Below are 19,400 nucleotides of genomic sequence, written 5' to 3' on the forward strand. Positions count from 1 at the left end.
CTCTGCAGATTCGCGAAAAGCGGGGGTTTGCCGGAAGAACAGGCAAGCGCGCCAACTTCACTCGATCTGTGTGGGCGGCTCTCTGTGGGCGATTTTTGATGCCAATGCAAGCGCATTGACGGTGTTGCGGGGCCCGATCAGGAGACGTCCTTATAATCGGGGGGAGATTGTATCGAAGAAATGCGCGGAGTTGGTCGAGTTTAATGACTTTTATTAGGCATCCGGTCAGATGCTCAACTGCACCTGCGCCCGTGCGCGCATTTGACGCGGTACGACCCGGGCGCTGGCGGGCAGCGGCTGGTTCAACCAGGTGAGGCGGATTTCTTCTATTTCCACCCAGCCATCGCCCATCGGTTGCAGGCTGCACTGTTTGAACGCTTGGCAAAGGCCGTTGCGGTCGAGCAAAGCAAAGCTGCGATGCAGCGGGCGTGGCGCGAACAACGAGATCAGATAACGCATGGCCGAGTACCTTGTTGGAGGACTGATTTGAAGGATGCCGGCGAGCCGTGACGTGCACATGTATGGCGGGTGAAGAATCTGTGACAGGAACCGCTTTCGACGGGGTTTGTCAGACATTTCAGTATTCACCGTCGGGTGCTGGTGACCCGCAGTGGCCCACCGCTATACTGCGGGCCTGTTTGTGCCTGATTCTGGAGAGAAAAGCATGTTGCAACGCCTGTTGTTCGGTTTGATCACTGTGGCCAGTTTGACTCTGGCCGGCTGCGCCCACAGCCCGCAACAACTGAGTCCGGAACCGAAGCTGACCACGCAATTGCCTGCGGTCGGCCGTGGCCAGCCAGTCGTCGTGCGTGTGGTTGACGGTCGTCCGTCGCCAACCCTGGGCACCCGTGGCGGTCTGTACCCTGAGACCAGCGCCATCACCGTCCAGCGCGAGCAGATCCTGCCGAAGTTGCAGGCTCAGGCTGAAGCCGCCGTGCGTTTGCTCGGGTTCACCCCGACCAACAACGCACCTAACGCTCCGCAACTGACTGTGACCTTGGCCGAACTGAAATATCAGTCGCCCAAAGAAGGCATGTACGTGACCGAAGCGACCATCGGCGCAACCTTCCGCTCTGACGTGCAGAACGCCAACCGTCGCTACAGCGGCCGTTACGGTGCTTCGCTGGACCAGCGCTTCGGCATGGCGCCGAATCAGGAAACCAACACCAAGCTGGTTAGCGACGTGTTGAGCGATGCGTTGACACGTCTGTTCAAGGATCCGACCGTGGGTCAGGTTCTGGCTGAATAAGCTGCTCGCCTGATGTGAAAAAGCCCGGGGCCAGTGATGGTTCCGGGCTTTTTCATGCCTACATCTCTACCTGCACACCCCCATCCCTGTTGGAGCTGCCGAAGGCTGCGATCTTTTGATCTTGTTTTCAAACAATCAAAATCAAAAGATCGCAGCCTGCGGCAGCTCCTACAGGGGCGTATCGTTCAGGCAGCTTGCGAATAAAAATCGAGAACGCTAACCCCCGTCAGCAAATCCGTTTCAGGCAAATCCGCATGCTGATGCCCGCCCAGCGCGCAATACACCAGCCAATGACGATCTTGAACATTGAAGGCAAGGCTGCCAACGAGACTTTGCTGCTCGTCGTAAGGGGTGATGAGGTACAGACGATCCTGGTTTTCAGCGTGAAGCATGACGCGTTCCATGTGTATTTCGAGGCGCGCATGGTGGTGCATCCACATGACGAAGCCGTGACACAGGACAGCCATCGGTCGATTGTCACGTTATTTGTCGTAAAGGCTGGGGCGGGGCAGGCAGGTTTCGGTAGAATCGCGCCGCGGTCGTCGGTCTGGCGCCTGCCACACTGATTAAGTTTGAGGTCTGTGATGTCGCTGCATTTGATGACGCTGTTTACCAATCATCCCGCCAAATTGATCAATCTGCTGGCGCTGTTGTTGGCGTTTCCCGGCAGTTGGCTGCTGCACGCGACCCGCCGCCGCGAACAACGCGCATCGGCCAGCATCGCAGCACAGCGCCAGGCTCAGCCGAACGCCGAACCGATTCTGGATTGGTCGACGTTGCGCATGAACCGCTTTTTCTATCGCTTCGGTTTTGCCTGCCTGGGTCTGGCGCTGGTCATTTCCTGGATCAGTACCCAATTTTAAAATCAAAAGATCGCCGCCTTCGGCAGCTCCTACAGGGGATAGATATTTACCCTGTAGGAGCTGCCGGAGGCTGCGATCTTTTGATCTTGCTTATGTCTTAAAGCGCCAACCCAGCCTTGACCCGATACTGGTTACGCACCGGCGTTGCATATTGCAGCACCAGATACGGACGATGCTCTTCAGGGCAAGCGTCCAGCCGTGACTGCCACTCCTCCTGCGCCTTGGCCAGCTCATCCGCCGGGAACACCTCGGCAGCTTTGGGCACATTCAGTTGCGGATCCGCATCGGCCCATTGCGCATACGCCAGGTAATGCACGGGGAACAACCGGTAGCCGCCGAGAATCTGCTTGTCCATCTCGACTGCCAACAGTTTGGTGTCTTCGAACAACTCGGTGATCGGCGCAGCAAAGTTCACGTGCACCCGGCCCTTGTAGCCGGTGATGCCCTTGGCAATGCTCACGTCATCCTCGCCCGGCACTTTGCTGTAGGTGCCGGTGGTGGCGCGGATGTACAGCTCGCGGGCCTTGGCCTGGTCGCACGGATCGTATTCGTAGCTGATCGACACCGGGGTGACGTTCAGCGACTGAATCACTTCGCCGAACGGCTCGTCCTTGCGGCTCATGTGGAACATCTTGAGGATCGCCGACTCGGTGCGGTCGTCGCCATCCTTCGCCCGGCCTTCGGCCTGAGCAATCCAGATTGAGGCGCAGTCGTTGCGGATCGAGTGGTTGATGTACGCCGACAGCAACTGATACGCGGCCATTTTCTCGCGACGGCCGGTGATCGAGCGATGCACGATGAAACTCTTGTTCAGACGCATCAGGTCGCTGACGAACGGCTTCTGCAGCAGGTTGTCACCGATCGCGATACGCGGCGTCGGCAGGCCGGCGTGGTACACGGCATAGTTGACGAATGCTGGGTCCATGACGATGTCGCGGTGGTTGGCGATGAACAGATACGCGCTGCCGGACTTGAATTGCTCGACCCCGGTGTAGGTCACGCCGTCGGTGGCGCGCTCGATAGTGTGGTCGACGTAAGCCTCGACCTTATCCTGCAAAGTCGCCACCGATGTCACGTCGGCAAACTCACGACGCAGCCGATGGGCTATAAGTGGTTTGAGCATCCAGCCGAAAGGACCGGCAAAACGCGGGAAGCGGAAGTGGGTGAGGATATCTAGAAACGCCTTGTCGCCGAGCAGTCTTGCCAGTACCACAGGTACTTCGCTGTCGTCGTAAGGTCGGATGGCATCGAATTCGCCCATCATGCTCTCTTGTTGGAAACGGCTAGGGTAAGTAAAGGTTTTGATCGAAAACCAACGGGGCACGGTCTGAAAAAATAGCCAGACAAAAATAGCCCTGCAAATAGACCGGCGATTATACGCACAAGTCACTTGGGAGACCGCGATGCTGGAAGCCGCACTGTATGAATGTCCTTATTGTGGGGAGCAGGTAGAGACGTCGGTGGACTTGTCCGGCGGCGATCAGACTTATATCGAGGACTGTCAGGTGTGCTGTCGGCCGATTACGTTTGTATTGCAGGTTCACGGTGAGGAATGGCATCTGGAAGTCTTCAGCGAAAACGAGTGAGGGGCGCCCATGCAGCGAATCTACGAGCCGGAAAACCTGATGGAAGGCGAGATGCTCAAGGGCATGCTCGCCAGTGAAGGTATCGAGGCGCATCTGGTGGGCCGGGATTTGCTCGGCGGCACGGGCGAGTTGCCGATCTTCGGGTTGCTGGGGCTGTCGGTCGATAACGATCAGGCCCAATACGCCCTCGAGCTGATCACCGCGTACAATGCCGCGCTGCCGCTGCCCGGCGACGAACCGGAGAGCTTCCCCGGTACGCTGGTCTGTTAGGCTGGCGTTCGTTTTATTTTTTGAGTCGTGTTGCCCCATGTGTGGACGTTATGCCCTGTTTCGCTGGAACCGCGACTTCGCGGCCCTGCCAGGTTTTCCTGCCGATCAACTGGCGCAGTGGAACATTTCCCCCAACGATTCGGTGCTGATGCTGCGTGCCGGTGAAGACGGCGAGCGCACGCTGGCCCGAGCCCGCTGGGGGTTGACGCCGCCGTGGCTGACGGACTTGTCGCGCACCCCGGCGCACGCCCGCGCCGAAACCGTGGCCGAGCAACCGATGTTTCGCGAGGCGTTGCGTTTGCGTCGCTGCCTGCTGCCGGCCAACGGCTTTTATGAATGGCGCGGCACCCAGCGCAAGCGGCCGTACTGGCTGACGCCGGGGGAGGGTGCTTCGCTGTTTTTTGCGGCGATCTGGGAAGCGTACCCGGTGCAGGAGCAGGTGTGGTTGAGCACGGCGGTGATCACGCAATCAGCCGCCAGTCAGCGTCGGCCGTTGATTCTGGATGAGGCGGGGCAGGCCGCGTGGCTGGATCCAGCAACGCCGCTGCATGCTTTGCAAGCATTGCTTGCCAGTGAACCCGCCGCGTTGCGCGAGCGGGTGTTGGCGAACATGGTCAATGATCCGAAGCTCAATGGGCCGGAGTGTCTGACCCCGGGTTAGGGTGAGGGGCTTTTGCTCTGACGGGATATGTCTGAAAGTCGCTGCAACACGTCCGTTGTATCTGGCGCCAATACAATTACCCACCTACGATACGCGACAGGTTTTCAGGGAGCTTTTGAATGAACAAGACATTGGTTGTAAGTGCACTGAGCGCAGCGCTGTTGCTGGCCGGTTGTCAGTCGGTCAACACCACCAGCGGCGGCGCCGTGGGTGTGGAGCGCAAGCAATACATGTTCAGCATGCTGTCCTCGCAAGAGGTCGATCAGATGTATGCCCAGTCCTATCAGAAGACCGTAGGCGAGGCGTCGACCAAGGGTGTGCTGGACAAGACCAGCAGCGACGCAAAACGGGTTCAGGCCATTTCCAGCCGTCTGATCGCCCAGGCACCGAATTTCCGTCCGGATTCGGCGCAGTGGAAGTGGGAAGTCAATCTGATCAAGAGCGATGAACTCAACGCCAACTGCGGCCCCGGCGGCAAGATCATTTTCTACACCGGGCTGATCGACAGCCTGAAACTTACCGACGATGAAATTGCCGCAATCATCGGCCATGAAATCGCCCACGCCCTGCGCGAGCATGGTCGGGAAGCGATGTCCAAGGCCTATGGCATTGAAATGGCCAAACAGGGCGCGGGCGCACTGCTCGGTCTTGGCCAGGACAGCCTGGCGCTGGCCGACACCGTGGCCAACTACGGCATGACCTTGCCTAACAGCCGCGCCAATGAAAACGAAGCCGATCTTATCGGTCTGGAACTGGCTGCTCGCGCCGGCTTCAACCCGAATGCCGCAATCACCCTGTGGAACAAGATGAGCAAGGCATCGGAAGGCTCGCCGCCAGAGTTCATGAGCACTCACCCGGCGTCGACCAGTCGGATCGCTTCGTTGCAGGCGGCGATTCCGAAGGTGATGCCGCTGTACGAAAAAGCTCCGAAGTCCTGAGACTCTCGCAGATTCTATGATTGACGGGATTTCATTGTGGTGAGGGGATAAATCCCCTCACCACAGGTCAGTGCCACATCAGTCAGGGGTGTTAAACCCAGCCGCTGCTTTGCATCGCCTTGTACACCGCAACGAGCGCCAGAATCAGGAATGCCGAGGCCGCCAGGCGTCGGATCAAGGTCAGCGGCAGTTTGTCCGCGGCAAAATTACCCGCCAGTACAACCGGCACGTTGGCAATCAGCATGCCCAACGTGGTGCCGATAATCACCAGCCACAACTCCGGATATTGCGCGGCGAGCATCACCGTTGCGACCTGGGTTTTGTCGCCCATCTCGGCAAGAAAGAACGCGATAAGCGTAGTGAGGAACGGCCCGAACTTGCGCGCGGTGCTGGCTTCATCGTCATCCATTTTGTCCGGGACCAATGTCCACAGCGCAGTGGCGGCGAAGCTTGCGGCGAGAATCCAGTGCAACACGGAGTCGGAGAAGAAGCTGCCAAACCAGGCACCTACCGCACCGGCTGCTGCGTGGTTGGCCAGGGTCGCAGCGACGATGCCGGCAATGATCGGCCAGGGTTTGCGAAAGCGTGCGGCCAGAATCAGCGCGAGCAGTTGCGTCTTGTCGCCGATTTCGGCCAAGGCAACGATTGCGGTGGGAACGAGTAACGAGTCCAGCATCAGGATTTTCCTAAGGGGCGGGTCGACACGGCTATGACACGTACAGCCTTCCCGCCCCGGGTAAGGTGTGCGTGTCATAGGTCTTGTCAAACCCTGCAATCCGTCTGATGCGGACGCTTGGGTCGCATACGCCATGATCTGAGGATCAAGTATGTTGACGTATGCCGGACGAGCTTGGTGCTCGTGGGAGACTACTCCCCTAGGACGGAGCGGATTCTGCCTTCGCAAATCCGATAGAGCAAGAACAAATTTTCAGCCGCGCTTGGCCCGGTAAATCCGGAAACCGTTCCCCTCGGCCTTGATCGCACAGACCCCGAGGTGCTCTTCAATCAGCGGCTGATACTTCAGGAAGCTATTGGCAACCAAGCGAAGTTCGCCACCGTTTTTCAGATGTTTGGCTGCTTTTCGCAGCAAGTTCTCGGTTGCGAAATAATCGGTATGGACGCCGACATGAAACGGCGGATTGCTCAGAATCGCGCTCAGACCCATCGGTGCAGCATCGATACCGTCACCGGTCAGCACTTCAGCCTCCAGCCCGTTGGCGGCAAGGGTCAGACGGCTGCTGGCGGCGGCAAACGCGTCGACGTCGAGCAAAGTGACCTGGTTGTGCGGGTAGCGACGTTTTACCGCAGCGCCCAACACTCCAGCGCCACAGCCGAAATCCAGCAGATGGCCGCTTGGCAGTTTGTCCAGATGATCGAGCAGCAGGGCGCTGCCGCGATCCAGTCGACCATGGCTGAACACGCCCGGCAGGCTGATGACTTTCAGCGGACCTTCGGCCAGTGGCAATTCATAGGTTTGTGCCAGGCTTTCCAGCGACTTCATTTCAGGGGCATTGGCTACCGTGACTTGCCAGAGCTGGCAGTGCCGCGCGCTGTCGAGCTTGCGCGGCTTGCCGAACGGGTTGAGCTGCTTGGAAGCGCCTTCGATGCCGCTGCGTTTCTCCCCGACCAGAAAAACTTCGCGCCCGGCCAGACGCGCGGCCACAGCGTTGAGGATGTAGTCGGTCAAGTCCTTGGACTTGGGCAGGAACACCACGGCGCTGTCGAACTCGCGCTCTGGAATGTTCACGCCGAAATGGCTACGCCCTTCGAAGCGTGCCTCCAGGGCGTTTTGGTCGCCAGCATGCCAGCACCAGCCAAACGCGTTGGGCAGGCGCCCGAGCAAATCGTCGGCAGGCAAACCGGCCAACAACAGCGAACCCTGGAATAACTCGGGCTGACGAAGCAGTACTTCACTGCGCGGATCCATATCTGCTCCTCAAAAAAAAGTGCCGCAGTCTATCAACTGACGACCCGCAGCGCCTTACCGCTGAAGAACGCTTCGGCGTTTTCGGTCAATTGACCGACGATGCGCTGCCGCGCCTCGCGGCTGCCCCAGGCGTTGTGTGGCGTGACGATCAGACGCGGAATGTCGGCGGCCAGCAGCGGATTGCCTTGGGTGGGCGGCTCGACACTCAGCACGTCAGTGGCGGCGCCGCCCAGATGACCGGCGCGCAAAGCATCGGCCAGTGCCTGTTCATCGATCAGCCCGCCGCGGGCGGTGTTGACCACGAACGCGCCGGGTTTCATCGAGGCCAGTTCGCGGGCGCCGATGAAGTGGCGAGTGTGTTCGTTGAGCGGGCAGTGCAAGGTCAGGGCGTCGATCTGCGGGAGCAGTTGATCCAGCGGCAAACGATCCGCTCGGGCAGGGCGCCCCGGGATCTGCCCGAGCAATACGCGCATGCCAAACGCTTCGGCCAGTCGCGCGACGGCGCTGCCGAGTTCGCCATGACCGAGCAAGCCGAGGGTTTTGCCTTGAAGTTCGACAATCGGGTAGTCGAGCAGGCAGAACTGTTTCGCCTGTTGCCAGCGGCCTTCGCCGACGGCTTTTTGATAATCGGCCAGGCGGGTGGCGAGGTTGAGCAACAGCATGATCGTGTGTTGCGCCACCGATGGCGTGCCGTAACCCTGACAGTTGCATACCGTGATGCCGTGGGCACGAGCGGCCACCAGATCGACGTTGTTGGTGCCAGTGGCGGTGATCAGGATCAGTTTCAGGTCAGGGTTGGCGGCCATGGCGGCGGCGTCGATCAGGATCTTGTTGCTGATCGCCACGGTGGCACCTTGCAGGCGTTCGGCAACCTGTTCAGGCAAGGTCTGAGCGAACAATTGCAAGTCGCTGAAGCAGGCGCGCAACGGGCTGAGGTCGAGATCGCCAAGATCCAGTGAAGGATGATCAAGGAATACGGCGCGGCGCGGGTTCGTCATCAACTGTACCTTTTGTGCTGTGAACGGAAGGCGTAATCTGCCGAGCCTACCAGATGAAACAAATCGTTACGTAAAGGCACTACTCCCTGTGGCGAGGGGATTTAGCGAAACGTCGCACCGCCTCGATGGGTTGCGCAGCAGCCCCCTGACAATTCACCTCAGTGTGCCAGACACACCGCGGGCAACAGTTTTGGGGCTGCTTCGCATCCCATCGGGGATAAATCCCCTCGCCACAGGGTTGAGTTCGCTTGAGAATAATTTTTAACCATTAAAAAGGAGCCCCCATGTACTGGACCGAGTTCTTGACCGTTGCGCTGATCCACCTGCTGGCCGTCGCCAGCCCCGGCCCGGACTTTGCCGTGGTCGTGCGCGAGAGCGTCACCCACGGAAGACGCGCCGGCACTTGGACGGCGCTGGGTGTGGGCACGGCGATTTTCCTGCATGTGGGCTATTCGCTGCTGGGCATCGGTTTGATCGTGTCGCAGTCGATTGTGCTGTTCAACGCACTGAAATGGGCGGCTGCGGCGTACCTGCTGTACATCGGCTTCAAGGCCTTGCGTGCACAACCGGCAAAAACCGTCACCGATGACCTGCACAAGGAAGCGGGTGAGCGAACCGCCCGTGGTGCGTTCACTTCGGGCTTCGTCACCAATGGCCTTAATCCGAAAGCCACGCTGTTCTTCCTGTCGTTGTTCACCGTGGTGATCAACCCGCACACGCCGCTGGCGGTGCAGGCCGGTTATGGCGTTTACCTCGCCGTCGCGACCGCTTTCTGGTTCTGCCTGGTGGCCATGCTGTTCAGTCAGCAACGCGTACGCGCCGGTTTCGCCCGCATGGGCCACTGGTTCGATCGCACCATGGGCGCGGTGCTGATCGCCCTCGGTGTGAAAATCGCGTTCACCGAAATGCATTGATCGGCTGGCCCTGGCCGACTCCCCATGTAGGAGCTGCCGAAGGCTGCGATCTTTTGATCTGTTTTTGAGAGACAAGATCAAAAGATCGCAGCCTTCGGCAGCTCCTACAAAGGGCTCGTTCATGACTTTCCCCTTCCATCCTGCAAATGCTGGCGCAAAGCTAGCATTTGTACGGCTCTGCAAATCATTCCTTTGGCTGATTTGGCTGGCGTATAAGGGTTTTAGAGTACAAATCTCTACGCCAACACCGAGCCGTCAGAAAAGGGATTCTTATGTTGCAGACTCGCGTCATTCCCCCAGCCGATGGGGCCTACCAGTATCCATTGCTGATCAAGCGGCTGCTGATGTCCGGTGCCCGTTACGAGAAAACCCGCGAGATCATCTACCGTGACCAGTTGCGCTACAGCTACCCGACCCTGATCGAACGCGTGGCGCGGCTGGCCAACGTGCTGACGGCTGCGGGCGTCAAGGCCGGTGACACCGTGGCGGTGATGGACTGGGACAGTCACCGTTACCTGGAATGCATGTTTGCCGTTCCGATGATCGGCGCAGTGATCCACACCATCAACGTGCGCCTGTCACCGGAACAGATCCTCTACACCATGAACCACGCCGAGGACCGCTTTGTGCTGGTCAACAGCGAGTTCGTCGGCTTGTACCAGGCGATCGCGCCGCACCTGACCACGGTCGAGAAAACCCTGCTGCTGACCGATCTGCCGGAAAAAACCGCCGAGCTGCCGAACCTGGTGGGCGAGTACGAGCAACTGCTGGCCGCCGCCAGCCCGCAGTACAACTTTGAGGACTTCGACGAAAACTCGGTCGCCACCACGTTCTATACAACCGGTACCACCGGCAACCCGAAAGGCGTGTACTTCACCCATCGGCAACTGGTGCTGCACACCATGGGCGTGTCGACGATCATGGGCTCCATCGACAGCGTGCGCCTGCTCGGCACCAACGACGTTTATATGCCGATCACGCCGATGTTCCATGTACACGCGTGGGGCCTGCCTTACGTGGCGACCATGCTCGGGCTCAAACAGGTTTATCCGGGGCGCTACGATCCGGAGTTTCTGGTGGAGCTGTGGCGCAAAGAGAAAGTCACGTTCTCTCATTGCGTGCCGACCATCCTGCAAATGCTGCTCAACGCCAAAAGTGCGCAGGACACCGATTTCGGCGGCTGGAAAATCGTCATTGGCGGCAGCGCACTCAACCGCACGTTGTACGAAACCGCCAAGGCTCGCGGCATTCAACTGACCGCCGCTTATGGCATGTCCGAGACCGGGCCATTGGTGTCGTGCGCGCACCTCAACGATGAGCTGATGGCCGGCACCGAAGATGAGCGCACCACCTATCGAATCAAGGCTGGTGTGCCGGGGCCACTGGTAGAAGCCGCAATCGTTGATGCCGACGGCAACTTCCTCCCGGCCGATGGCGAAACCCAAGGCGAGCTGGTGCTGCGTGCGCCGTGGCTGACCGAAGGTTATTTCAACGAACCGCAAAAAGGCGCCGAACTGTGGGCCGGCGGCTGGCTGCACACCGGCGACGTCGCGACGCTCGACAGCATGGGCGTGATCGACATCCGTGACCGGATCAAGGACGTGATCAAGACCGGCGGCGAATGGATTTCCTCGCTGGACCTCGAAGACCTGATCAGCCGTCACGTCGCGGTACGCGAAGTAGCAGTGGTGGGCATCGCCGATCCGCAGTGGGGCGAGCGCCCGTTTGCCTTGCTGGTGATCCGCGAAGGGCACGAAATCGGGGCGCGCGAGCTCAAGGAACACCTCAAGCCATTCGTGGAATTGGGGCACCTGAGCAAGTGGGCGATTCCAAGCCAGATCGCCCTTGTTACCGAAATTCCCAAGACCAGCGTCGGCAAGCTCGACAAGAAGCGCATCCGCCTCGACATCACTGAATGGCAGGCCAATAACAGCACCTTCCTCTCGACACTTTAGTGTCTGCTGGCGCGCCGAAAACGGCGCGCCAGACCCGCCAAGCAAGCGCTTGCCTTGTGAAATCGAAAATTTCAGCCATCCTTGCCATGCCGACACCTGTCGGACTGGCGAAAGGACTGTTCCAGAGTGGTCGGCAGCTGCAAATCACACTTTAGAGGGATCAAGCTCTACAACCTGCTGGCTATAGTCCACTCAAGGATTTTTAAGAACGTGGCACACGCACAAAACGGGGCGATGCATCTTTGGAGTGACGTCGGACAGCCTTTGGCATCCGGTCCTCCAGACGTTTTTAAAAGTACTCACTGCCATAACAATAATGCACATGGAGTAGCGTCGATGACCTCAGTAAACCAGTTCTGGCGCCGGGCGAAACTGCCTCTGGCAGTCAGTCTTGCTTCCTCGCTCGCCGGGCCTGCATTCGGCGTCAGTTTCAACGTTGGTGAAATCGAAGGTCAGTTCGATTCATCCCTGTCGATCGGCGCAAGTTGGTCTACCCAGAGCCCGAACAAGAACCTCATCGGCGTCAACAATGGCGGTCACGGTCTGTCGCAGACTTCTGACGATGGCCACGCCAACTTCAAGAGCGGCGAAACATTTTCGAAGATCTTCAAGGGCATTCATGACCTTGAATTGAAATATGGCGACACCGGCGTGTTCGTCCGTGGCAAGTACTGGTACGACTTCGAACTCAAGGATGAAAGCCGTCAGTTCAAGGACATCAGTGACAACAACCGCAAGGAAGGCGCCAAGTCCTCCGGTGGGCAGATCCTCGACGCCTTCGTCTACCACAACTACGCCATCGCCGATCAGCCGGGCTCGGTGCGTCTGGGCAAGCAGGTGGTGAGCTGGGGTGAAAGTACCTTCATCGGTGGCGGCATCAACTCGATCAACCCGATCGACGTGTCTGCTTTCCGCCGTCCAGGTGCCGAGATCAAGGAAGGCCTGATCCCGGTCAACATGTTCTACGTGTCTCAGAGCCTGACCGACAACCTGTCGGCCGAAGCCTTCTACCAGCTCGAATGGGACCAGACCGTTGTCGATAACTGCGGCACTTTCTTCTCGCAGCCGGACATTGTCGCCGACGGTTGCAACGACAACCTGCGCGTGCTGAACAAGCGTTCGACTATTCCGGCCGTTGCACTGGGGCCGTTGGCCGCCAACGGCGTCGATGTCAATCAGGAAGGCGTTCTGGTGCGCCGTGGTCCGGACCGCGATGCCCGTGACAGCGGTCAGTGGGGCGCGTCCCTGAAGTACATGTTCGAGCCTCTGGATACCGAGTTCGGCGCGTACTTCATGAACTACCACAGCCGTGCGCCGATCTTCAGCGCCACCGGTGCGCCACAGTCGGTCTATAACACCGCAGCGTCTTTGCCTGGGCCGTTCGCTGCTCTCGCACCACTGCTGGTGGCCGGCAACTCGAATTACTTTATTGAATACCCTGAGGACATTCGCCTCTACGGCCTGAGCTTCTCCACCACCCTGCCTACCGGTACGGCGTGGAGCGGTGAAATCAGCTATCGCCCGAATGCTCCAGTACAACTGAACTCCACCGACATCCTGTTCGCCGGTGTTCGTCCGCTGGGCGGCGCACTGACCAACGCTTCTCTGCTCAATGGCGTTCCTGGTCAGGATCTGCACGGCTATGAGCGCAAGGAAATCACCCAACTGCAGACGACCTTCACGCACTTCTTCGATCAGGTCATGGGCGCCAGCCGTCTGACCCTCGTTGGTGAAGCGGGCATGACCTACGTGGGCGGTCTGGAAAGCCGTTCCGACAAGCGTTATGGCCGGGATCCGGTTTATGGTCCGGGTGAGTTGCCGGCCACTGGCGCTATCAATACCTGCGCCAACATTCTCAACGCCAGCACAATCAATGGTGCAGGGCCGGGTTCACCGCAGAACAACCGCAGCCGCAATTGCGACAACGACGGCTTCACCACATCGATGTCGTGGGGCTATCGCGGTCGGGCCATCTGGGATTACAACGACGTCTTCGCCGGTGTGAACCTCAAGCCGAACGTGGCCTGGTCCCATGACGTCAGCGGCTACTCGCCTGGCCCAGGCGGCAACTTCGAGGAAGGTCGCAAAGCGGTCAGTCTGGGCGTCGATGCCGAGTACCAGAACACCTACACCGCGAGCCTGGCTTACACCAACTTCTTCGACGGCAAGTACACCACCGTGGATGACCGCGACTTCGTTGCGCTCAGCTTCGGCGTGAACTTCTAAGCACTGCATTTCAGGACGAACGAATTTATGAAAATAACAAAAAGTCTGTTCCACGCGGGTGTTCTGGGTCTGTCGCTGCTGGCGACCGGCGTCATGGCCGCAGTGCCTGCTGGCGAAGCGGACAAGCTGGGCAAGAGTCTGACCCCGATGGGCGCAGAAATGGCGGGCAACGCCGATGGTTCGATCCCGGCCTGGAAGCCGTTGGCGAAGAATGCCGGCACGGTCGACGCGCGTGGCTTCCTGTCCAACCCTTACGCCAGTGAGCAACCGCTGTTCACCATCACTGCCAAGGATGTCGACAAGTACAAGGACAAACTTGCGCCGGGCCAGTACGCGATGTTCAAGCGCTACCCGGAAACCTTCAAGATGCCGGTCTACCCGTCGCATCGCGGCGCTACCGTGCCGGATGAGGTGTTCGCCTCCATCAAGAAAAACGCCACCACCACCACGTTGGTGTCGGGCGGCAACGGTCTGGAAAACTTCGAGACGGCTGTGCCGTTCCCGATTCCGAAAACCGGCGTCGAAGTCATCTGGAACCACATCACCCGCTATCGTGGTGGCAGCGTGACGCGTCTGGTGACCCAGGCCACACCGCAACCGAACGGTTCGTACAGCCTGGTGTACTTCCAGGATCAGTTCGTGTTCCGCGACAAGATGAAGGACTACGATCCGGCGAACCCTGGCAACATCCTGTTCTACTTCAAGCAGAAAGTGACCGCGCCGGCACGTCTGGCCGGTGGTGTGCTACTGGTGCACGAAACCCTCGACCAGGTTAAAGAGCCACGTTCGGCGTGGGTCTACAACGCCGGTCAGCGCCGGGTGCGCCGCGCACCGCAAGTGTCCTATGACGGCCCGGGTACTGCGGCGGACGGTCTGCGTACTTCCGACAACCTGGATATGTTCAACGGCGCGCCGGATCGCTATGACTGGAAGCTCGAAGGCAAGAAAGAGATGTACATCGCCTCCGACAGCTACAAACTCGACGATCCGAAACTGAAATACGCCGACATCATCAAGGCCGGCCACATCAACCAGGATCTGGCGCGTTACGAGCTGCGCCGCGTCTGGCACGTGGTTGCGACCCTGAAAGAAGGTCAGCGCCATATCTACGCCAAACGTGACTTCTACATCGACGAGGACACCTGGCAGGCAGCGGTCATCGACCATTACGACGGTCGTGGTCAGCTGTGGCGTGTGGCCGAGGCGCATGCCGAGAACTACTACGACAAGCAAGTGCCGTGGTACGCCCTGGAAACCCTCTACGACCTGCAATCCGGCCGCTACCTGGCGCTGGGCATGAAGAACGAAGAGAAGAGTGCGTATGACTTTGGCTTCACCGCGACCACCAGCGACTTCACCCCGGCCGCTCTGCGTCAGGAAGGTGTTCGTTAAACCGCTGTAAACCCGAGGCCGCATCCTCGTGAAAACGCCCCGACTGGTTTGGGGCGTTTTTTTTTGCTGATCATTTTTGCAGCGCTTTGTGTAGGAGCTGCCGAAGGCTGCAATCTTTTGATCCTGCTGTTGATTCTGAAACTCCAACGTCAAAAGATCGTAGCCTTTGGCAGCTCCTACAGGATTTGGCGTGGAGGTCCTTGTAGCCTTTTTGTAGCCATTTGTAGCAGCTACCTTCATAACCGGTTCGTTTAAGGCTAGTCTGCGGACATCTGCAACGCCGCCAACAGCAATTCGAACAAGAGCCGGCCATGACTGATCTGTCCCCACTTCCGGGTCCCGCAAGCGTTGCCGTCGCGGCACTGGACGGGCGTTTTTTTCGCCCGCCGCTGCCTGACGGACACGTGTTGCGACCACGCCTTTGCGAGCGCCTGCAAGCAGGACTCGGTGGACGGCTGTTGCTGGTCAGCGCCCCCGCAGGCTTCGGCAAGAGTTCGCTGGCCGTGGAGTTTTGCCAAAGTCTGCCGGTGCATTGGCAAAGTCTCTGGCTGGGCCTGAGCCCACGGGACAGCGACCCCGGTCGCTTTCTCGAGCGCTTGCTCGAAGGCCTGCAGGACTACTTTCCACAATTGGGCAGCCGCGCACTCGGCCTGCTGAAGATGCGTCAACGTCACCAGCCGTTTGCCTTCGAAGAATGGCTCGACGGCTTGCTTGATGAACTGGCGCAGCACCTTGATCCGGCGACACCCTTGTTGCTGGTGCTCGACGATTACCATCTTGCCCAAGGCCCGGTGCTCGACCGTTGCCTGCAGTTTTTCCTCAATCACTTGCCCGAGGGGTTGCTGGTGATGGTCACCAGTCGGCAGCGCCCTGACTGGCACCTGGCGCGCTTGCGACTGTCGCGGCAATTGCTGGAACTGCACGAGCAGGATTTGCGCCTGACCCACGACGAAGCCCTGACATTGCTCGATCGCCACAGCACTTCACTGCGCGGCGAAGCGTTGGAAAACCTCATCCAGCGCAGCGAAGGCTGGGTCGCCGGACTGCGTTTCTGGCTGCTGGCAGCATCTGAAGCCGGCAGTGAAGCAGCGTTGCCGCAAGCGTTGAATGGCGGTGAAGGGCTGATCCGCGACTATCTGCTCGAAGAAGTCATCGATTGCCTGCCCATCGAAGTGCAATCGTTTCTCTACGACACGGCACCGCAGGAGCGCTTTTGCAGCGAACTGTGCGATGCCGTCCGCGAAGCCCATGACAGTGCCGAGATCCTGCGTTTCCTGCAGGCGCATCAGGTGTTTCTGGTGCCGCTGGATGAGCACGGGCACTGGTATCGCTATCACCATTTGTTTTCCGACTTGTTGCGCAGTCGCCCGGTTGCTCAGGCCATGGTGCCCACCGCAACATTGCATTTGCGCGCCTGTCGCTGGTTCAACGCTCAGGGTTTGCTCGATGAGGCCGTGGAGCAGGCGTTGCGTGCCGGCCATCTGGATGTGGCGGCGAATCTGGTGCAGAACCTGTCGGAGGAGCAACTGCTGGCCGAGCAGAATGTCGGCATGCTGCTGCGCTGGAAAATGGACTTGCCCGACAGCTTGCTGATCAGCACGCCGCGCTTGATCGTGTTGTATAGCTGGGCCCTGGGACTGGCCTGTCAGCTCGACGCGGCCGAAGAATTGTCCAGCCATCTGAGCCGCTTTCTGCCGGCACCATCGGCCACGGCGCAAAAATCGATGCTGGCGCAATGGCTGGCGTTGAGCGGGATCATCGCGCGTGGACGCGGTCATCGCGAGTTGACGCTCAAGTACTGCAGCGAAGCGCTCGAAAGCCTGCCGGCCAAGCGCTACGGCCAGCGGCTGATGTGCTTGTCGACGTTATCCAACCTGGCGATTGCCGACGGTGATCTGTGGCGCGCGCGGGGATTGAATCGTGAGTCCCTTGAGTTGGCGCAACGCGTCGGTAATCCGTTATTCGAAGCACTGGCGCATTACGATCGCGCCCGCGTTCTGCAGGCTCGCGGTGAAATTCAGCGTTCGCTCGATGAAGTCCATCAGGGCCTGGAACGGTTGCGCGGACTTTCCCCGCAGCGCCTGTATGCCGTGCGCGCGCGACTGACGCTGTACGAAGGTTTTCTGTTGGCGATGCGCTTGCAGCCGCAGCTCGCACGCGTGCGGTTATTGGCCGGGCTCAGTGAAGCTCGGGCCTGTCGTGACATCAGCGTGTTGATCGGTCACTGCGTGATCGCCCGCCTGGACGGTACCAGTGGCGAATTCGCCAAAGCCTTCGCCGAACTCGCCGAAGCCGAACGGCTGATGCACATCTGGGACGTGCCGCCGATCTACTATCTGGCGATGATCACCCTGGTCAAATGTGAGCTGTGGCTGGCGCAGGGTCGCACCGATCTGGCCGAAGCCTGGCTCGCGCGGTTGGGCCAGACTTATACGGGCGAACGTGCAGCGGCGCCTCCGGAATTTCATCCACAGCTGCCTTTGCATGTCGAACTGCAACAGGCACTGCTCGATGTCATTCAGGGGCAACCGATGCTCGCCGAGGGGCGCTTGAACGTATTGCACGAAAACGGCCAGCAAACCGGGCGCCAGTTGCTCAGTGTGATGGCGTTGACGCAGAAGGTGGCGTTGCTGTTGGCGAACGGGCGCGAAGCGGAGGCGCGCAAAGCGCTGAGTCAGGCGCTGGAGGCAGCGGCGGGGGGCGTGCTGCAGCCGTTCGAGGCTTTGGTCAAAGCACACGTGGACTGGTTGCGCGGACAATTGCAGGCGTCGCCAACGTTGGCAGGACAGCAACTGCTGCAACACTTTCCGCCAGCGACATCCCGTCCGGCGGTGGAATCGAGCACGACCGAACAGCTCAGCAGTCGTGAACTGGCGGTACTGCGGCTGATCGCGCAAGGTTGTTCGAACCAGGAAATCAGCGAGCAGTTGTTCATTTCGCTGCACACGGTGAAAACCCATGCCAGCCACATCAACAGCAAGCTAGGGGTTGAGCGGCGTACACAGGCAGTGGCGCGGGCCAAGGCGTTGGGGGTGTTGGTCTGAGGGATAAAGAGCACGAACAAAAAACACCCCGCCCTGGCGGGGTATTGTCATTTGCGTATTTCGATTCGCAGCAAGAGCGAAAAGGTCAGACCAATACGTCGTTCGCGGTGAGAGAGTTCACACCCACCATTTGCACCTCGAAGTAACCCCCTAGGATTTCGCTCAAGTTGCCCGACAGGACCTGATCCGCAAAGCGCAGTTGTCCGGTTCCGGTGAATTCATTTGAGCCAATGAACGTCAGGTGTTGGTAGCCAAGCGCCATCGGATCAATATCGAAACTGGAGAAATCAATCTTGTCCCCTTCCAACGCGTTGAAGTCGTTAACGACGTTATGCGAACGGCCTGTGCCTGTTTCGAGTCCCATCACGATCATATTGGTGAAGGCAAAGGTGTCGGCCCCGGTACCACCGACCAACGTGGTATTTCCCGATCCGCCATATAGAGTGTCGTTACCTTCTGCACCGTACAGCGTGTCGGTACCATTATTACCCATGAGTATGTTGTTGCCGGAGTTGCCGGTCAGGACGTTATCGAGATTGTTGCCTGTCAGGCGCAAGTCTGCGTTGCCGAGCATAGTACCGTCTTCGACGTTTTCCGCGAGGAAGTAGTCGACAGTAGTCCGAATAAGGTCGTGACCGCCATTGAGGGGAAATTCAAACACCAAGTCATTGACGTTATCCACGATGAAGATATCGTCGCCGCCCTCACCAATCATGCGGTCAGCACCGAGCCCGCCCGAGAGAATATTGTTGCCTTCGTTACCGCGCAATACGTTATCAAGTGCGTTACCAGTGAGATTCAGGTTGGCGTTGCCAATCATCTGGCCATCATCGACGTTATCCGCCAGTGTGTAGTCGATACTGGTGTTGACGGTATCAATCCCTTCGTCGGCGAGTTCAATGACAACATCATTGATATTGTCCACGTTGTAGGAGTCGTTGCCAGCGCCGCCAATCATGGTGTCGGCACCTAGTCCGCCGTCGATATGGTTGATGCCGGAATTACCCCTGATCACGTTGTTCAACGCATTGCCGGTCAACACCGAGTGGTCATTGCCAACCATCGTCAGGTCCTCGATGTTGGCCGACAGGGTGTAGCTGGAACTGGTTTTGATCAGGTCATGACCTTCACCGATCTGTTCGATCACCACATCCTGGTAGTTATCCACGATGTAAGTGTCATCACCAGCGCCACCGATCATGGTGTCAGCGCCGAGGCCGCCGTTGAGCGTGTTGGCTGCGGCGTTGCCGGTCAGCGTGTTGTTCAGTGTGTTGCCGTTACCGTTGATGGCCGTGCCGGTCAGCACCAGGTTTTCCAGATTGGCGCCCAGGGTCCAGTCCACCGAAGAACGCACGGTGTCGATTTCACTGATCAGGG

General features: G+C 59.0%; 18 protein-coding genes and 1 riboswitch. Of the genes, 11 read left to right on the top strand and 7 right to left on the bottom strand.

Translation table 11 applies throughout. From position 1 onward, the window contains the following. Window positions 1–225 precede the first annotated feature (225 nt). The gene (locus tag ICA16_RS27770) at window positions 226–459 is read right to left on the bottom strand and encodes a hypothetical protein (protein ID WP_150605300.1); all 234 of its coding nucleotides are present in this window, start codon (window positions 457–459) and stop codon (window positions 226–228) included. A gap of 205 nt (window positions 460–664) precedes the next feature. On the opposite strand from ICA16_RS27770, the gene ICA16_RS27775 reads away from it, so the two are divergent. Next, entirely contained in the window at window positions 665–1,249 is a 585-nt protein-coding gene (locus ICA16_RS27775) for a YajG family lipoprotein (protein WP_210702121.1), read from the top strand. 185 nt (window positions 1,250–1,434) lie between these two features. Here ICA16_RS27775 and ICA16_RS27780 read toward each other — a convergent pair whose 3' ends face one another. Next, on the bottom strand, window positions 1,435–1,641 hold the full coding sequence (locus tag ICA16_RS27780) for a hypothetical protein (protein ID WP_008083982.1): 207 nt from the start codon (window positions 1,639–1,641) through the stop codon (window positions 1,435–1,437). A 192-nt stretch (window positions 1,642–1,833) separates the two neighbouring features. On the opposite strand from ICA16_RS27780, the gene ICA16_RS27785 reads away from it, so the two are divergent. Further along, window positions 1,834–2,112 (top strand): hypothetical protein, encoded by a 279-nt coding sequence (locus ICA16_RS27785; RefSeq protein ID WP_042561025.1) that lies wholly within the window; start codon window positions 1,834–1,836, stop codon window positions 2,110–2,112. A 97-nt stretch (window positions 2,113–2,209) separates the two neighbouring features. Here ICA16_RS27785 and ICA16_RS27790 read toward each other — a convergent pair whose 3' ends face one another. Continuing rightward, a complete protein-coding gene (locus tag ICA16_RS27790) occupies window positions 2,210–3,373 on the bottom strand; it encodes a 1-acyl-sn-glycerol-3-phosphate acyltransferase (RefSeq protein WP_191626512.1) in 1,164 nt (387 codons plus the stop codon). A gap of 142 nt (window positions 3,374–3,515) precedes the next feature. On the opposite strand from ICA16_RS27790, the gene ICA16_RS27795 reads away from it, so the two are divergent. The 4 genes from ICA16_RS27795 to ICA16_RS27810 all read left to right on the top strand — a co-directional run bounded on the left by ICA16_RS27795 (window position 3,516) and on the right by ICA16_RS27810 (window position 5,567). Further along, the gene (locus ICA16_RS27795) at window positions 3,516–3,698 is read left to right on the top strand and encodes a CPXCG motif-containing cysteine-rich protein (RefSeq protein WP_042561023.1); all 183 of its coding nucleotides are present in this window, start codon (window positions 3,516–3,518) and stop codon (window positions 3,696–3,698) included. A gap of 9 nt (window positions 3,699–3,707) precedes the next feature. Next, entirely contained in the window at window positions 3,708–3,968 is a 261-nt protein-coding gene (locus ICA16_RS27800) for a putative signal transducing protein (protein ID WP_150605302.1), read from the top strand. A 37-nt stretch (window positions 3,969–4,005) separates the two neighbouring features. After that, window positions 4,006–4,629, top strand: coding sequence for an SOS response-associated peptidase (locus ICA16_RS27805; protein ID WP_042561021.1), 624 nt, complete (start codon window positions 4,006–4,008; stop codon window positions 4,627–4,629). A gap of 119 nt (window positions 4,630–4,748) precedes the next feature. Next, window positions 4,749–5,567 carry a M48 family metallopeptidase gene (locus ICA16_RS27810; RefSeq protein WP_150616364.1) on the top strand — a complete coding sequence of 273 codons (819 nt, stop codon included), beginning with the start codon at window positions 4,749–4,751 and terminating at the stop codon, window positions 5,565–5,567. Between the two features lie 91 nt (window positions 5,568–5,658). Here the strand turns inward: ICA16_RS27810 and ICA16_RS27815 are convergent, their stop codons facing one another. The 3 genes from ICA16_RS27815 to ICA16_RS27825 all read right to left on the bottom strand — a co-directional run bounded on the left by ICA16_RS27815 (window position 5,659) and on the right by ICA16_RS27825 (window position 8,492). Continuing rightward, on the bottom strand, window positions 5,659–6,243 hold the full coding sequence (locus tag ICA16_RS27815) for a TMEM165/GDT1 family protein (protein WP_042561019.1): 585 nt from the start codon (window positions 6,241–6,243) through the stop codon (window positions 5,659–5,661). Between the two features lie 88 nt (window positions 6,244–6,331). After that, window positions 6,332–6,456, bottom strand: a riboswitch (yybP-ykoY riboswitch). A 39-nt stretch (window positions 6,457–6,495) separates the two neighbouring features. Continuing rightward, on the bottom strand, window positions 6,496–7,494 hold the full coding sequence (locus ICA16_RS27820) for a class I SAM-dependent methyltransferase (protein WP_210702122.1): 999 nt from the start codon (window positions 7,492–7,494) through the stop codon (window positions 6,496–6,498). Window positions 7,495–7,526: 32 nt separating this feature from the next. Beyond that, window positions 7,527–8,492, bottom strand: a complete 966-nt coding sequence (locus ICA16_RS27825; protein ID WP_210702123.1) for a 2-hydroxyacid dehydrogenase — start codon at window positions 8,490–8,492, stop codon at window positions 7,527–7,529. A gap of 284 nt (window positions 8,493–8,776) precedes the next feature. Between ICA16_RS27825 and ICA16_RS27830 the strand changes: the two genes are divergently transcribed. The 5 genes from ICA16_RS27830 to ICA16_RS27850 all read left to right on the top strand — a co-directional run bounded on the left by ICA16_RS27830 (window position 8,777) and on the right by ICA16_RS27850 (window position 18,023). Next, window positions 8,777–9,406 carry a LysE family translocator gene (locus ICA16_RS27830; protein WP_150616360.1) on the top strand — a complete coding sequence of 210 codons (630 nt, stop codon included), beginning with the start codon at window positions 8,777–8,779 and terminating at the stop codon, window positions 9,404–9,406. Window positions 9,407–9,678: 272 nt separating this feature from the next. After that, a complete protein-coding gene (locus ICA16_RS27835; protein WP_210702124.1) occupies window positions 9,679–11,361 on the top strand; it encodes a fatty acid--CoA ligase in 1,683 nt (560 codons plus the stop codon). A 336-nt stretch (window positions 11,362–11,697) separates the two neighbouring features. Beyond that, window positions 11,698–13,587 carry a DUF1302 domain-containing protein gene (locus tag ICA16_RS27840; protein WP_150605510.1) on the top strand — a complete coding sequence of 630 codons (1,890 nt, stop codon included), beginning with the start codon at window positions 11,698–11,700 and terminating at the stop codon, window positions 13,585–13,587. Between the two features lie 27 nt (window positions 13,588–13,614). Beyond that, on the top strand, window positions 13,615–14,979 hold the full coding sequence (locus ICA16_RS27845) for a DUF1329 domain-containing protein (RefSeq protein ID WP_150605511.1): 1,365 nt from the start codon (window positions 13,615–13,617) through the stop codon (window positions 14,977–14,979). Window positions 14,980–15,290: 311 nt separating this feature from the next. Next, complete coding sequence (locus tag ICA16_RS27850; protein WP_210702125.1) at window positions 15,291–18,023, top strand: winged helix-turn-helix domain-containing protein; 2,733 nt, start codon at window positions 15,291–15,293, stop codon at window positions 18,021–18,023. An 85-nt stretch (window positions 18,024–18,108) separates the two neighbouring features. On the opposite strand, the gene ICA16_RS27855 is transcribed toward ICA16_RS27850, so the two are convergent. Then, a partial coding sequence (locus ICA16_RS27855) for a calcium-binding protein (protein ID WP_210702126.1) occupies window positions 18,109–19,400 on the bottom strand: 1,292 nt, incomplete at its 5' end.

The sequence above is a fragment of the Pseudomonas anatoliensis genome, assembly GCF_017976235.1.
GTDB lineage: Bacteria > Pseudomonadota > Gammaproteobacteria > Pseudomonadales > Pseudomonadaceae > Aquipseudomonas > Aquipseudomonas anatoliensis.

Bases quoted from the DNA above. Each gene is read 5' to 3' on its own strand.
- ICA16_RS27830 (WP_150616360.1), top strand. From the start codon at position 8,777: ATGTACTGGACCGAGTTCTTGACCGTTGCGCTGATCCACCTGCTGGCC.
- ICA16_RS27785 (WP_042561025.1), top strand. From the start codon at position 1,834: ATGTCGCTGCATTTGATGACGCTGTTTACCAATCATCCCGCCAAATTG.
- ICA16_RS27770 (WP_150605300.1), bottom strand. From the start codon at position 459: ATGCGTTATCTGATCTCGTTGTTCGCGCCACGCCCGCTGCATCGCAGC.
- ICA16_RS27820 (WP_210702122.1), bottom strand. From the start codon at position 7,494: ATGGATCCGCGCAGTGAAGTACTGCTTCGTCAGCCCGAGTTATTCCAG.
- ICA16_RS27840 (WP_150605510.1), top strand. From the start codon at position 11,698: ATGACCTCAGTAAACCAGTTCTGGCGCCGGGCGAAACTGCCTCTGGCA.
- ICA16_RS27780 (WP_008083982.1), bottom strand. From the start codon at position 1,641: ATGCTTCACGCTGAAAACCAGGATCGTCTGTACCTCATCACCCCTTAC.
- ICA16_RS27775 (WP_210702121.1), top strand. From the start codon at position 665: ATGTTGCAACGCCTGTTGTTCGGTTTGATCACTGTGGCCAGTTTGACT.
- ICA16_RS27835 (WP_210702124.1), top strand. From the start codon at position 9,679: ATGTTGCAGACTCGCGTCATTCCCCCAGCCGATGGGGCCTACCAGTAT.
- ICA16_RS27795 (WP_042561023.1), top strand. From the start codon at position 3,516: ATGCTGGAAGCCGCACTGTATGAATGTCCTTATTGTGGGGAGCAGGTA.
- ICA16_RS27850 (WP_210702125.1), top strand. From the start codon at position 15,291: ATGACTGATCTGTCCCCACTTCCGGGTCCCGCAAGCGTTGCCGTCGCG.
- ICA16_RS27810 (WP_150616364.1), top strand. From the start codon at position 4,749: ATGAACAAGACATTGGTTGTAAGTGCACTGAGCGCAGCGCTGTTGCTG.
- ICA16_RS27825 (WP_210702123.1), bottom strand. From the start codon at position 8,492: ATGACGAACCCGCGCCGCGCCGTATTCCTTGATCATCCTTCACTGGAT.
- ICA16_RS27800 (WP_150605302.1), top strand. From the start codon at position 3,708: ATGCAGCGAATCTACGAGCCGGAAAACCTGATGGAAGGCGAGATGCTC.
- ICA16_RS27815 (WP_042561019.1), bottom strand. From the start codon at position 6,243: ATGCTGGACTCGTTACTCGTTCCCACCGCAATCGTTGCCTTGGCCGAA.
- ICA16_RS27790 (WP_191626512.1), bottom strand. From the start codon at position 3,373: ATGGGCGAATTCGATGCCATCCGACCTTACGACGACAGCGAAGTACCT.
- ICA16_RS27805 (WP_042561021.1), top strand. From the start codon at position 4,006: ATGTGTGGACGTTATGCCCTGTTTCGCTGGAACCGCGACTTCGCGGCC.
- ICA16_RS27845 (WP_150605511.1), top strand. From the start codon at position 13,615: ATGAAAATAACAAAAAGTCTGTTCCACGCGGGTGTTCTGGGTCTGTCG.